The organism is Nostoc punctiforme PCC 73102 (assembly GCF_000020025.1).
Classification (GTDB): Bacteria; Cyanobacteriota; Cyanobacteriia; order Cyanobacteriales; family Nostocaceae; genus Nostoc; species Nostoc punctiforme.
The window spans coordinates 3939925-3955391 of record NC_010628.1 but is presented as its reverse complement, the minus strand read 5'-3'; the positions used below and the strand labels follow the sequence as shown (position 1 = coordinate 3955391).

Here is a 15467-nt window from a genome sequence, read left to right as displayed (position 1 = left end):
GATGAAAAGGCTGGGGTAAGAGGGTGGAGGAGAGCAATTATCTTCCCTATTTCCAGTTGTTCATAACTGCCAGACAAGCCCTCAATTGGGTTGCCAATGTTTGCACATCTGGTTCTCTGACCATCGTGTAGTGGTTGCCTGGAATCCAACGCACTTCCAAATTGGTGAGTAATTTGTGCCAATCTAAAGCTGGGTTGGTGGGATTTTCTAGTGGTTGGTTTTCTGCCCGCAGCAGTGTTGCTAGCCCCTCGTAGAGACGCGGTGTGTAGGATTCGATCGCTCGCATATTGCATTTGAACACCTCGAACAAATAGTTGACTTGTTCAACTCCAGCATCTGGCGGAACTAAGTGCAGTAGTCTGGCTTGTTCTAGGATGTAATTCAACTGTTGTGCGGTATCTAGTTGCTGTAACTGCTGCAATCTAGTAGCATCAAGATCAAATCGACCTTCTAAGTCTTGGATAAACCAAGCTGCTAAGGTAGCTTCGTCCAAATCTTCGCCAGATAAGGGTGCGGGACAGTCGATAAGTACCAGCATATTGACTTCTTGACCTTGCTGGCGCAATTGCTGGGCAATTTCCAAGGCTGCAATTCCCCCGAAAGACCAGCCACCGATAGAGTATGGCCCTTGTGGTTGAACGGTGCGGATGGCGGCAATATAATCAGTTGCCATATCTTCGATAGTGGTGAACGGTGGTTGTTCTCCATCCATGCCCACAGCCTGAAGACCGTAGAACGGCTGATCTGCACCCAAGCGACGGGAGAGATCCATATAGCAAAGCACATTACCACCAGCTGGATGAACGCAGAAGAAAGGCGGCTGAGAACCAGAGGGCTGGATACTGACTAAAGGCGACCAAGGCACTGAACTATCTGACGATTCCCGCAGAGTCCGCGCTAAATGCTCAACAGTCCCACCTTGGAACAACGTAGACAAGGGCAAATTCTGAGCAAACAGTTTGTGAATTTGCGTCATCAAGCGCACAGCTTGAATAGAAGTTCCACCCAGTTCAAAGAAATTATTAGTAATACCTACCTCCGGCAATTTCAAGATTTCTTGCCAAATTTGTACAAGTTGTAACTCTAAGCTGTCTCTGGGTGCGACAATTGCCTCTAAATCTGCTTGACTTGGTTCTGGGTCAGGTAAAGCACGGCGATCGACTTTACCGTTGGATGACAAGGGCAAGCTGTCCATAAACATGAACATTGAGGGAATCATGTATTCTGGTAACTTCTGCTGGAGGTAGCTACGCAATTCTAATGAAGTAATTGATTGTTCCTGCTCAAAAACGATATAAGCTACCAATTGCTTGTCATCCCGTTGTTCGCCAACGGCTGAAACAGCAACAGAACGGATGGCTGGGTGTTGCTGCAAGACAGTTTCAATTTCGCCTATTTCTATTCGATAACCGCGAATTTTAACCTGAAAATCAATTCTTCCTAAAAACTCGATGTTACCATCCGGCAGATAGCGTCCCAAGTCCCCTGTGCAGTAAAGACGCTCTCCCGTGCGGGGATGCTGAATAAAGCTGGCTTGGGTTTTGGCTGCATCTCGCCAATATCCCTGAGCTAAACCGACACCACCGATGTAAATTTGTCCTGGAACCCAATCAGGACGGGGTTGCAAGGCTTCATCAAGGATGTGGATGCTTTGGTTACTCAGGGGTTTACCGTAGGGGATGCTAGTCCAGCTAGGGTCAACTGCCTCGATAGGATAGAAAATTGACCAGATGGAAGCTTCCGTAGCTCCTCCCAAACTGATTACTTGGACATCGTTACCCAAGGAGTGAATTTGCTCCGGTAGAGTTACCGGAATCCAATCGCCACTCATCATCACCAACCGTATGGAAGACGATAAGCGATCGCAGCGATCGCCTGCATATTCGACTAACAATTTCATTAACGCTGGTGCAGAGTTCCAGACTGTCACCTGCTCCCGTTGGAGAACATCCAGCCAATGCGCCGGATCGCGGCTGCCTTGAGCATCGGGCATGATAATTGTACCACCAGCTGCGAGCGTTCCGAATATGTCATACACTGACAAGTCAAAGCTCAAGGAGGAAATAGCAAATACCCGATCCTCTGCTGTCATGCCAAACCGTTGATTAATATCGAGGATGGTGTTAGCTGCACCGCGATGGTCAATGGTGACACCTTTGGGTATGCCGGTTGAGCCGGAGGTGTAGATGACGTAGGCTAAATCTTCTGGGGTTTGTATTGATGGTAAAGGTTGACTGGTAGAGGCTTGTACCAGGGTTGAGTCATCAATTGTTAGCCATTTGACTTGAGTCGCGAAGCTGAGATTTACTTCTAGCCGAGGTTGGGTAAAAGCGATCGCTACTTCAGCGTTATCCAGCAGCCAGTTAAGACGTTCTTGGGGTAGGCTGGGGTCGATTGGTAAGTAAGCTGCACCTGATTTGAGAATTCCCAAAACAGCGACTAACTGCTCCCAACCTTTTTCCATCACCACGGCTACCAACTGATTGGGACGAGCGCCTAAGTCTCGCAGTTGTCTACCAATGTAGTTAGATAGGTGATCGAGTTCGGCGTAAGTCAAAGTCAATTGAGAAGCAGCGATCGCTAATTTTTCTGGGTGTTGAGTCGCTTGTTCAACAAACAACTCATGCAACAACTGGGTGGAAATGGTAGTTTTGGTAGCATTGACGGCTGCTCGTTGTTGTAGTTGTGCTTTAGGTACTAACCATTCTGTGGTAGTCTGCCAAGTATTGTCTGACTCAGCCAAACGATGCAATAGCAGTTGGTAAGCATCAAACATTTGGGCCATTAAATTAGGGGGAAAAGCTTCTTCTACAGCATCCCAATTCAGGAGCAAAGCGCCGTTTTCTTCAACAATTTGGTGGTCGAGGAGGACGAAAGGCGTTTGCAACAAGCCGTTACAAATTACCTGCCAATCCTGCTCACCCGCAGCATTAGTTTGAGTGTCACGGTTTCCCAAACCCAAAGCACTAGCAAAAGTACAAGGCATTGCAGCTCTAGCAGTTCCCCCTTGCATCCGATTGAGTTCGCCCAATACCTCCACACCAGTCACCGCCGTATGTTCCAAATCACTCCACAACTGCTCTTGTAAGCGTTTGGCTTGGGCGGCGAAGCTTTCGCTTTGGGTGTGATCAACTGTCAGCAGTAGGGTAGAACTACAGTTACCTAAAACCTGATACACCTGTGGATGCAATGGTTCGCGGTTAAAGTAGAGGATGTTAACTGTGAGTTTTTGGTTTTTGCTCCAAGTGGTGAGGATGGTGGCATAAGCAGCACAAATCGCAGCCGCCGGTGTTAGTCCCAGCTGACTGACTCGTGTTTTGAATTGCTGCCAAACTGCTGGTGCTAGTTGCCCTTGCCAACGGGTAAAAGTGGGTTTCTCAATAGCACTTGGACTTTTGGCTAGGGGCAATTCCGGGGCTGGGGGAATTTCAGATAACCTTGGCCACCAGTAATCACGGGCTTTTTGGTAGGCTGCTGTTTGACGGCGTTGATTCAGCGTCAGAATGTAATCTCGGAAAGAGAGATTCAGGGCTGGTAACTGTGCTTGGGGATTGAGGTAAAACTGATATAAATCTTGGAAGACAAACCCACCACTTAAAGCATCGCAGATTAATAAACTAATGCTGATGTGGAGTTGCGTAGACGCGAAGCGTCTTGTCGCTAGACATCGCTCCTCATCCAATAACTGTACCCGCACCTCAAATAAAGGATATTTATCGAGTGACGGGCCATTATCCTTCATTTGCTGGCGCATCGCTGCTATTTGCTCCTCCGCCTCTTTTTGACCCCGTAAGTCGATGACTTCCACAGCAAAGGGAGGCACAGTTTCGAGAATCTGCTGTTGGGCATCCGGTAAAATTACTGCTCGTAGCATCTCATGACGCTCAATTAAACGTTGCCAAGCCAAATTCAATCGCTCGATGTCAAGATTAGTAACGGCAAATTCTACGTAGAAATGAGCAGACACGTTACCCAAATCGAAAAAATCACTACCACCCAAAGCATAAGCTTGTTGTAAGTCAGTGAGCGGGAATGGCTGATAACGTTCCTCTGGAGCATGAACTAGGGTGAATTCTGCCGTTGGCACGGGCGTTTGCAAAATTGCCAGCAATTCTAGCTTGTGAGCAGTCAAGCGATCGCGCAGTTCTTCCGTTAACACACCTTTGGGGGCACGAAAACGCAATTTGTCGCCTTCAGCCCACAAATACACTCCATTTTGCGTCAAATCATCCAGAAGTTGACTCGCGCTCATAGTTCGCCATCCTCCCATTCTTGATTACTGGTGGCTAATTCAACAGGTCTAGCAGAATTGCTCCTCAGATGAGGAGGAGATACAAGGACAGATGATACTGATGACATTTCCTGTGTAATTTGAGTGAGTACTTGTGCAGATAACTGGGCAATACTAGGGCCTTGAATGAAGCGAATCATCGGTAAATCAATGCCCAAGTCGTTTTTAAGTTTGTTCTTTAACTCCACCGCCACTAAAGAATCTAGTCCTTGGCTGTTGAGGGGCTGATGGCGATCGAGTTTCGAGGCTGGCATTCGCAGCACCCTAGCCACTTGTTCGTGGAAGTAGGTTTCCAAAAGTAGTTGACGCTCATCTAATGGAGTTGCTAAAAGTGCTTGACGGGAAAGAAAATTTGTGCTTTTGTCAGTATCGATTTCTCCAGAGCTACTAAAGACCTCTGTCAGCAATTGAAACAAAGGCATCTTGATAACGGCTGGATTAGCACGTAAGACTTTTGCCCAATTGATGGGAATCACACCTAATTGTGCGGTTTTATCCGTTAGCAGGTGTCCTAAAATATCTAAGCCTTGCTGTGGGAGAATGCTACTAAAACCCAGAGATGCCATGCGATCGCCCCGATTTGTCTGGGCTGCTGCTAAACCTATTTCTGCCCACGCACCCCAGTTGATACTGAGTGCAGGCAGATTTTGGCTTTGCCGATAATGAGCTAACCCATCTAAAAAGGCATTGGCCGCCGCATAGTTTCCTTGTCCGGCAGAACCCAGGAGTGAAGCAGCTGAAGAAAACAGCACAAAGAAATCTAGGGGTTTGTTGAGGGTGTGTGTGTGGAGATTCCATGCTCCTTCTATCTTGGGTTGCATGACTTTGTGCAACCTTTCTGGGGTTAATTGTAAGAGAATGCCGTCATCCAAAACAGCAGCGCTGTGAATTACACCCCGTAATGGTGGCATATCTTGGTCTAATTGAGTGATCGCTTTAGCTACTTCCTCAGCCTGGCTGATATCCGCCTGAAGCACCTTAATTTTTGCTCCAGCAGTTTCCAGAGTTTGTAAAACTTCTAAGGTTTCAGGTGTCAGCTGACTTCTCGCCATCAATGCCAAATATCTAGCTCCCCTCTCCACCATCCAAGTAGCTACTTGTAAACCCAGACCCCGCAGACCTCCCGCAATGAGGTAGGTTGCTTGGGGGTGGAAGTTTGGTAGTTCTGAATAACTGGGTAAATATCGCTTCAGTCTGGCAACGTAGGACACATCCCCACGCAGAGCGATTTGATTTTCCACATCGTCTGCTTGTAGTAGCTGTAAAAGTGATGGAATTTCTGATGGTTCAGGTACTGGTGCCAAATCCACCATTGAGCAACGCCAGTCTGGATGTTCTTGAGCAATGACGCGTCCCAGTCCCCATAGAGGCGATTGGGCAATACTAAGATTCGAATCTACAGGCTGTGCGCCACGGGTAACTAGCCAGAGACGGGGTGTATTTTGCCAACCTGTTTCTGCCAATGCTTGGACTAAATGAAGAGTGCTGATACACCCCAAATTGCGATCGCCAAGTGGACGATCTCCCATATTGTCGTCACCAGTTAGTGAAGCTAGGGTAGTCAATTCTGCTGGAGTGATATCTAAACTCCACAGATGCACTATTCCCAAGCATTCACTAGAAACAGTTTGTAGGAGTTGCTTGAAGTCATCTAAACAATTTGGCTGAATTTGATAATGCTGTGAATCCTGTTTCTGATAAGTTTCACCTGCAAAAGCTAAGATGCAATTTCCGCCTTGCTGCTGCAATTGTTGGCTGAGATTCTCTCCAATTCCCTGTCTGTCTGTCAATATCAGCCAATAGCCTTGATTTTGTTCGCTGTGTCCTTCCGTCTCCCTGTCTGTCTGTCTTAAAAGTCTTTCCCAGCTAATCTCATAGAACCAATCGCTAGAATTATTTTCACTTTGACTATCAAGTTTCTGAATACGCAAGCATTCAGCATCTAATATCCGTTGTCCTTGGTCGTTGAATAGGACTAACTCAGCAGCAAAGGCATCTGTTTCTACTACAGGTTTTAACTGCAAGTGTGCCCACAAACCTGTGGCATCCGGTTGCTGATAAAGTCGGAGTTTGTCTAGACGTACTGGCAAATAAGCTCCTTCTGCCTCAGCATCAGGGTTAGCTAAGGGAGTCGCCAAAGCTATTACCTGAAAACAGGCATCCAAAATAACGGGATGAATTTGGTAGTTGGCGATTTCTGCGTGTAAAGATGCTGGTAGGTGGATGCGACCGAGGGCTTCCCCTTCTCGTCGCCAGATTTGCTCTACGCCTTGAAAGCTGGCTCCATAAAGCAAACCTTGTTCTGCCATTTGTTGATAGTGCTGTGTGCCAGAGATAACTTCCTGACAACGGGCTTGAATTTCTGCCACCGTTACGGGAATGGTGGGTGTGATTTCCCCGTCACCTCGGCACACCGTACCACTGGCATGATGCCGCCATTTAGTCTCTGGGTTTATACTAAGACGGCTGTAACAATCAAAGTTGAGAGTGTCTGGTGTGTTTCCTGGTTGCAAGCAAATTTGTACAGTCTGAGTTTCTGCTTCGGGAATGAATAGACCTTGTTGAAAGTGCAAAACTTCTAGGGTATGTTTACCTGCACCAAATATCTCAGTTGCAGCAGCTAATACCATTTCTACATAACCTGACCCAGGTAACACCATCACACCTTGTACCCGATGGTCGTTGAGGTAAGGAAGCGATCGCAAATCCAATTGTGTTTGCCAAATCCGCATTTCTGGCAGGTGCGCCAGACTAGGCAAGGATTCCCCTAATAACGGCTGTCGTGATGTTCTTCTTGCTGGTAAAGAATTGCTACCTTCTAACCAGTAGCGTTGATGTTGCCAGGGATAAGTCGGTAGTAAAACGCACCTTCTATTTTCTGGATATAAAGCCTGCCATCGTGGTTGATAGCCCAAGGTGTAGAGGCGACCTAGCTCGCTGAGTAAAAAATATCGCTCTTGTCGCTCTCTGTGCATAGAGGCGAGGACAATTCCAGCTTTGCCTGTGTGCTGCAAACATTCTTGAATATTCTGGGATAAGACGGGGTGAGGGCTGACCTCAACAAAACAGGTATATCCTTCATATACCGAGTTTTCAATAGCCTGACTGAATTGCACAGGCGATCGCATATTCCGCCCCCAATAAGCAGCATCCCAATCTCGTCCTTCGCTGCTGGTTCCGGTAACTGTGGAGAAGAGGGGTAATTGGGCAACTTGCGGTTGCAATCCTGCCAAAAGGTTAACCAGTTCCTCGCTGTAAAGCTGCATCTGTGGACAGTGAAAGGCATAATTGACCCGCAGCAATCGACAGAATATTTCCTGGGCTTGTAGTTTTTGAGACAAAGTTTCTAAAGCAGTTGCATCACCAGCAACGACGGTAGAAGCGGGGCTGTTAATAGCGGCGATCGCTAAACCAGGAAATTCCTCTAGCCAGGGTTTGAGTTCTTGCCAAGGCATCCCGATAGCTGCCATTTTGCCTTTGCCTGTAGCCTGCTGCATCAAGGAAGCTCGTTGCACAACAATCCGCAAAGCTGTTTCTAAACTAAAGACACCTGCTACATAAGCACCAGTGATTTCACCGAGACTATGACCCACAACCGCCGCAGGTTCAATGCCCCAAGAACGCCACAAGGCAGTTAGGGCAACTTGGATCGCTAAAATGGCAGGTTGGGCAACCTCAGTATCTTGCAGGCGAGAAATGTCCTCTGGTGCTGCTAGTTCTTGGAGTAGTGACCAATGAGTGAGGGATTTTAAGATGCGATCGCACTCTTGTATAGTCTCTCGAAACACAAGCTCCTGTGCCAAGAGTTGCCGTCCCATCCCTATCCATTGCGCCCCCTGTCCAGAAAACACGAAAACCAAGCCAGATAAATCATCTGAATGTGGGTTACTGGGTACTAAATTGGGGTGAGATTCACCTTCTACAAAAGCGTCAAGTGCTGCTGTCAATTGCTCGATAGACTGCCCTACCAAAGCGATGCGATGCTTATGATGAGGACGGCGCAGACTAGTAGTATAAGCAATATCCAGCAAGTTAGTTTTACCTGGAAGAAAAGCTCGGTAAGCTTGCGCCATATCCAAGAGTGCGGCGGGATTTTTAGCAGATAGAGGTAAAAGATAATCTTTTACTGATACCAAAGCTGGCTCTGTGGGCAAAAGCGGTGCTTCTTCGAGTATCACATGAGCATTTGTACCGCTAAAGCCAAAGGAACTCACCCCAGCAATGCGTCGTTCTGTGCCACTATCCCAGGGAGTGAGTTCTGTGGGAATCGAAATCGGCAGATTCCCCCAAGAAATGTAAGGATTCAACTTTTGGAAGTGGAGATGGGGCGGAATTTGCTGATGCTGCATTGCCAGGACAACTTTGATTAAACCTGCCACACCAGCTGCTGATTCTAAATGTCCAATATTGGTTTTCACTGAACCCAAAGCTAGGGGGTGATTTGGCGATCGCCCTTCACCCAAAACAGCCGCCAGTGAACTCACCTCAATCGGGTCTCCCAAAGGCGTACCTGTACCATGCGCTTCCACATAACTGACTTGATGGGGCTTTACTCCAGCGTTGGCTAAAGCTTCTCGTAACACTGCCTGTTGAGCCGGGCCATTGGGAGCAGTCAAACCGTTGCTGCGTCCATCTTGATTAACGGCAGAACCGCGAATTACCGCTAAGATTGGGTTGCCATCTGCGATCGCATCACTGAGGCGTTTGAGAGCGATCGTGCCGCATCCCTCACCACGCGCGAAGCCGTCAGCATCAGCATCAAAGGTTTTGCAACGCCCCGTAGGGGATAAAGCGCGGGTGCGACATAGGGTAATGTTGTTGTCGGGAATCAACATCAGACTCACCCCACCCGCCAAAGCCAAGTTACATTCACCGGAGCGCAAACTTTGACAAGCTAAATGTACAGTTACCAAGGAAGAAGAACAAGCTGTATCTAAAGTGACACTCGGCCCTTGCAAACCCAGCAGGTAAGAAACCCGTCCTGATACCACACTCATGCTATTGCCAGTACTGCTGTAGGCATCAATTACAGTACCCTGTAACCGCGAGTAATCGGCGTACATCACACCGACAAATACCCCTGTACGACTACCTGCTAGTTGGTCTGGTCGTTCTCCTGACTGCTCTAGGGCTTCCCAACATACCTCTAAAAACAAGCGCTGCTGTGGGTCAATAAATGCGGCTTCCCTGGGAGAAATACTGAAAAAATCAGCATCAAATTTATCAACGTCATCAACGAAAGCACCGTGACGAGTGTACATCTTGCCAGCAGCATCAGCATCGACATTGTAGTATGTTTCCAAATCCCAGCGATCGCCAGGAATTTCTTGCATTGCATCCACACCATCGCGCAAGCACTGCCAAAAAGTCTGAGGATTATTAACACCGCCAGGAAAACGGCATCCCATCCCAACGATCGCAATTGGTTCTGTCTTTTTCGATTCCAGACGGTTCAGCTTGCCTTGCATTGTTTCTAATGCCAGTAAAGCTCGTTTTAAAGGGGATAATTCCTCAACTCGCTCGTTGCTTTTGCTCATCTCAGTTACCATCTATCAGTTCTAGTTTTTTCAGGAGTAGCAATTCTGTTTCTGCTTCCGACATCCTGGTTAAATCCTCCAGGGAGATTAATGGTTCACTCTCTTCTGGCGATGGTGCAGATGATGAGTCCTCTAATTTGGACAACGACATCACATCTTGGATTAAATGATTCACTAAAGTTTGCAGACTCGGATAATCAAATAACAATGTGGCTGGTAAGGAACAAGCCAAACTATTTTCCAGAACGTTTCGTAACTCCAGCGCCATGAGTGAGTCGAGACCCATTTCAATTAAGGGTTTGTCGGCATCAAGGTTTTGCCAAGAGTTGAGTCTCAACACTTTCGCAGCCAGTTTGCGGACGTGGGTTAGCAGCAAAGACTGTCGTTTGTCGTCAGAAACTTGTTGCAGTTTTTCCAGAATTGTGCTTTGGGTAGTTTCTGATTTCTCTTCGGGTTGGGTATACTCAGCAAAATCTTGGAGCAGTGGCGGTACTTTACCAGCGCGATACTGTTTGAGGAAGGTTTGCCAATTGACAGGAATCACACCTACTTGTGGCATATCGGCTCGACTCAGCAACGACTCTAATACCTGTAATCCCTGTTCAATTCCAATCCGTTCCACTCCTACAGACAGACTGCGGTCTAAGGTTGCTGCCATCCCTACTTCTGCCCAAGCTCCCCAGTTGATACTGAGTGCAGGTAGTCCTTGAGAATGGCGGTAGTAGGCGAAGGCATCTAAAAAGGCATTTGCAGCTGCATAGTTCCCCTGTGCGGCTACACCCAACAAAGAGGCGGCTGAGGAAAACATTACAAAGAAATCCAGCGATATATCCTGAGTTAAATGGTGTAAATTCCAGGCTCCCTGAATTTTGGGAGCCATTACTTGAGTAAAACTTTCCCAGGTTTGCTGTAAGATAATGCGATCACTCAACACTCCAGCTGCATGGATAATGCCGCGCAGTTGAGATTTGCAGGGTGACAGCAGTTGTTTAACTTGGTTGAAATCGGTAATATCTGCCTGTATTACCTGCACCTGAACCCCTGCTTGTTCCATCTCTTGAATAGCATTCAACGCAGTTACAGAAGGCGGACGACGACCAACTAAAACTAAGTTTTGTACTCCCTGCTTTATCATCCAACGAGCAACTTCTAGCCCCAGTGCGCCTAATCCCCCAGTAATTAGGTAAGTAGCATCGGCAGAAAATCTTACAGGTTGTGTTGATACTTGAGGCTTTGCCCGAACTAAACGAGCCACATAACGTTCATGATTGCGAAAAGCCAGATGATCTTCTGACTCTGGCTGTAAGATATCCCCTAGTACTAACTCTGCTGTCTGTTCTGGAGAATTATTAGTATCAATATCTACCAAACCGCCCCAATTTGCTGGATACTCAATGGCAATTACTCGCCCAAGTCCCCACAGAGGCGCTTGAGTCAGACTGTTCATTGTCAATTCATCACCAACAGGTTGACTGCCTTGGGTAAACAGCCACAATCGTGCTTGACAGTTTGATAATTTGGATAAGGCTTGCAACAGGTAGATAGTACTGCCGCAACTCGTTAGATAGTTTGTTTGTTCGGTTTCCAGTAGACTCCAGAGATGAATAATACCGTGCAATGGTGTATTCTCTGACCCCACATCTTGTAAGAGTTGATGGAAATGTTGCGGTTGACTGGGGTCGATTTGAAACTGACTTTCAGCAATTTGTTGATAAATTTCACCGATAGAAACAAGGATGCAAACTTTGCCTTGATATTCTAATTTTTGTGCCAATACTCTACCAATACCATTAGCATCGGTGAAAATTAGCCAACGACCGGAAATAGCAGGTAATTGTTCTGATAATCTAGACTTTGGTTGCCACTGGATTTGATACAGCCATTCCTGAGTTGGTGCTTGGTTGGCTCTGAGCAAAGCTTGACGCGGTGCTTGCTTTAAGCAAAGTCCCTCAATGTATGCTACTAGTTCTCCCGCTTCATTCAGCAGCCAGATATCACCGATGAACATTCCTGCTGTTGAACTCGTTTGAGAATTTAGCTTTCCGTAACACCACAAACGGCTGTTAAAATCTGGCGACTCGCAAAAATAAAAGTGATTTATGCTAAAGGGCACGTAAACTTGGTTATCTCGTCGTTCTTGGGGTAAAGCAAAGCCTAAGAACTGAAAACAGGAATCGATTAATCCCGGATACAGAAGATAAGTGTTAATTTCATCTGCAAATTCTTGGGGAAATTGCATTTGGCACAATGCTTCACCATCACACCGCCACATAGATTCTACCCATTGGAAACGCTGACCAAGTTGCAATCCTTGTTCTCTAACTTGGGCGTAGAAATCTGAACCAGCCAGTATTTGGGAACAGCGTGTCTGTAACTCAGCCCAAGATACAGGTTTTTCAATATCGCCTACATCTTGGCTGACTCGTCCTGTAGCGTGTACCAACCAGTTATCTATTTGTTTATTAAAACTAAAGAGTTCAAATTTATATTTACCTGCGGCTTCAGGTTGCAAAATAAGTTGTACATTAATGGTTTGGCGATCGCCAACCGTCAGCGCTTCCCTAAATGTAATGTTATTCAGCGAAATTGCCCCTGTTCCCAGAATTTCTTGACCTGCAAGCAACAACATAGAAATATGCGAAGCTCCCGGTACTACCACCGTGTCATAAATTTGGTGGTCATCGAGGAAAGGTAAACTAGCTGTGTTCAAATGAGTTTCAAAAACAATATCCTTGAGAGAAGGCGATCGCAACTGATAACCCAATAAAGGATGCAGTAGGTTTTCGCTGATTTGTCTAACTGTCGGCTTGGTGGTAGCAGTAGGCAACCAATAGCGTTGACGCTGCCAAGGATAATTCGGTAAAACCACCTTATGACGCAGGTAATCAGCCTCAAACCCTCGCCAATCAATCTCCACCCCAGCCACATACAACTGCGCCACTGAATCTAACAACTGCTGCCAATCTCCCCGGCTTTTTCGCAGTGAAGCCAGCCATAACCCCTTTTCCTCCAAAACTTCTGGACACTCACGCCGTGCCATCCCCAACAGTGTCGGATGCGACCCCACCTCGACAAACACCTCATATCCTGCTTGATACAATGCCAGCATACTAGCAGCAAATTGCACACTCGCTCGGATATGTTCTACCCAATACGCCGCATTTGACATTTCCTGTTGTCTGACAATCTTGCCTGTGACATTCGAGACAATATCTAATTTCGGCTGTTGATATTTTACTGTTGCTGTCACTTGCTCAAACTTCGCCAACATCGGCTGCATCAAGGGCGAGTGGAAGGCATGAGATACTTGCAATTTTCTAGTTTCAATGCCTTGGCTTTCTAGTTTTTGCAGTACCGAATTGAGTATCTCTAATTCTCCAGATAAGACAATACTTTGTTCGCCATTAATCGCTGCAATACTCAATTGTTGCAGATAGTCAGCAATTAAAGGTCTAACTTGTTCTACAGTAGCGAATACTGCTGCCATCCCTCCACCTTGGGGTAAGGCTTGCATCAAAGAAGCACGTTGGACAATTAATTTCAGTGCGTCTTCTAAACAAAAAATACCAGCAATACAAGCAGCGACATATTCACCGACGCTGTGTCCTACAACTGCTGTGGGACGGATATCCCAGGATAGCCACAGTTGGGCAAGTCCGTATTCTATGACGAATAACGCAACTTGGGTATATGCGGTATGGTTGAGGCGATCGCTTTCTGAGTTGTCACTGAAGATAACCGATAAAATTGACTCACCTAGTAGAGGTTGCAGTAGGGTGTCACATTGGTCAAGGGTTTGGCGGAAACTTGGTTGAGTTTCATACAATTGCCGACCCATATTGCGGTATTGTGAACCTTGTCCAGTGAAGAGGAAAGCAATTTTTTTGGTTTGCTGGCTGCTATGTCCGTGATGAATACCGATGATTTCACTATTGTCTACATAGGTTTGCAACTGTTGTTGCATTTGCTGATGGTCAGGGGCAATAATGGCGAGGCGATGACTAAAGTGTGTTCTACCAATTTGTGAAGTGTGAGTGATATCACCAAGGGTTATATCTGGATGGGATGAGAAGTACTTGATGTAATTTTGAGCGAGTTGCTGTAAGGCTTGAGGATGTTTGGCTGACAGAGTTAATAGATGTAAAGGACGCTTTCTAATTTCTTCTCCCCTGCCCCCCTGCCCCCCTGCCCCCCTGCTCCCCTGCTCCCCTGCTCTCCCTGCCTCCTCCAAAGGTGCTTCTTCTAATATGGCGTGGGCATTTGTGCCGCTAAATCCAAAGGAACTTACCCCAGCGATTCGAGTTTCACCGTTGGTTTGCCAAGGTGTAAGAGTTGTGGGAATTGTTAAAGGCAGTTCTGACCAAGGAATCAACGGGTTAGGTTGGTTTAGATGTAGATGGGGTGGGATTTGTTGATGTTGTAGTGCCAACACCACCTTCATCAAACCTGCAACGCCAGCAGCCGATTCCAAATGACCGATGTTGGTTTTGACAGAACCGATCGCCAAAGGTCTATCTGTAGTATGCTCTTTTCCTAAAGTAGCAGTGATCGCTTCTACTTCTATCGGATCTCCTAAAGATGTCCCTGTACCGTGGGCTTCAACGTAGCTTACTTGCTGTGGTTGTACTTTAGCATTAGCGATCGCTTGCCGAATCAAGTTTTCTTGAGCGATGCCGTTGGGTACTGTTAACCCACTGCTGCGACCATCTTGATTGACCGCTGAACCGCGAATTACCGCCAGGATTCTATCTCCTTGGGCTTGTGCTTGAGAAAGGCGTTTGAGTACGACTATGCCACAACCTTCTCCTCGCACGTAACCGTTAGCTGCGGCATCAAAGGTTTTACAACGTCCATCTGCTGCCATCATTCTCGCCTTGGAGAACATAATGTTGGCTTCTGGTGTAAGAATCAGGTTGACTCCCCCGGCTAAAGCTAACTCACACTCGCCGTTGCGGAGGCTTTGACAAGCCAGGTGAACGGAAACCAAAGAAGAAGAACAAGCAGTATCCAGTGCTACACAAGGCCCTTGAAAACCCAGAACAAAGGAAAGACGACCAACCATTGCACTAAAAGCGCTACCTGTTCCCTGATAAGCATCAATTCCCTGTTCCCCCGCTTGGGCATAAAAGCGGGTGTAATCATTGGTAGTAACACCGACAAACACCCCCGTTGAACTACCCATAAGTTCAGAAGGAGGTTGACAAGCATTTTCTAAAGCTTCCCAACTGACTTCTAATAGCAAACGCTGTTGAGGGTCGATGCTAATTGCTTCCCGTGGCGAGATCCCAAAAAACTCGGCATCGAATCGATCTACTTGCTTTAAAAAACCACCGTAGCGGCTAGACATTTTACCAGGGCTATCTGGGTTGGGGTCGTAATATGTATCGATATCCCAGCGATCGCTCGGCACTTCTACAATGGCATCAGTACCGTCCCGTAATATCTGCCAAAATGTTTCTGGATCGTCAGCACCACCCGGAAACCGACATGCCATACCAACAATTGCGATCGGTTCTGTTTTTGCCCGTTCCATTGCATCAATCTTGGCACGCAGTTCTTTCAACGCTAAAAGGGCGCGTTGGGATGGTGATAGCTGGTCGATACTTTCCATTTGGCTCATTTTGCTTTACAGAACAGAG

Annotated in this window: 3 protein-coding genes; all 3 read right to left on the bottom strand. The window is 46.9% G+C overall.

From position 1 onward, the window contains the following. Positions 1-46: 46 nt before the first annotated feature. The 3 genes from NPUN_RS16060 to NPUN_RS16050 are packed head-to-tail and all read right to left on the bottom strand — an operon-like array spanning position 47 to position 15448. On the bottom strand, positions 47-4252 hold the full coding sequence (locus tag NPUN_RS16060; RefSeq protein ID WP_012409612.1) for a non-ribosomal peptide synthetase: 4206 nt from the start codon (positions 4250-4252) through the stop codon (positions 47-49). Continuing rightward, positions 4249-9828: a type I polyketide synthase gene (locus tag NPUN_RS16055; protein WP_052304622.1), complete on the bottom strand. Its 5580-nt coding sequence runs from the start codon at positions 9826-9828 to the stop codon at positions 4249-4251. Before NPUN_RS16055 ends, NPUN_RS16060 begins: the two co-directional genes overlap by 4 nt. A 1-nt stretch (position 9829) precedes the next feature. Beyond that, on the bottom strand, positions 9830-15448 hold the full coding sequence (locus tag NPUN_RS16050) for a type I polyketide synthase (protein ID WP_012409610.1): 5619 nt from the start codon (positions 15446-15448) through the stop codon (positions 9830-9832). Between the last annotated feature and the right edge of the window lie 19 nt (positions 15449-15467).